The sequence below is a fragment of the Bacillus sanguinis genome (assembly GCF_018332475.1).
GTDB classification, from domain to species: Bacteria; Bacillota; Bacilli; order Bacillales; family Bacillaceae_G; genus Bacillus_A; species Bacillus_A sanguinis.
This window is the reverse complement of the sequence record NZ_BOQB01000596.1, coordinates 1-202: the sequence shown is the minus strand read 5'-3', so window position 1 is coordinate 202 and position 202 is coordinate 1. Positions and strand designations below refer to the sequence as shown.

Below are 202 nucleotides of genomic sequence, written 5' to 3'. Positions count from 1 at the left end.
TACAAAAAAGGAGAATTGTCGATGAAAAAGGAAGGAAAACAAACCGATTTACGTATTAGACGGACACACAAATTATTAGTAGAGGCTTTAGTTGAATTAATGATACAACCTAAACAAAAATATAGTTCTCTTACTATTAATCAAATTTGTGAATACGCAATGGTACATCGAACTACATTTTACAAACACTTTGAAGATAAAG

Annotated in this window: 1 protein-coding gene; it reads left to right on the top strand. The window is 29.7% G+C overall.

Going from position 1 to position 202, the window contains the following annotated elements; all coding sequences use genetic code 11:
- Positions 1-21: 21 nt before the first annotated feature.
- On the top strand, positions 22-202 hold a 181-nt coding region (locus KI369_RS28755; protein ID WP_212959029.1), incomplete at its 3' end, for a TetR/AcrR family transcriptional regulator.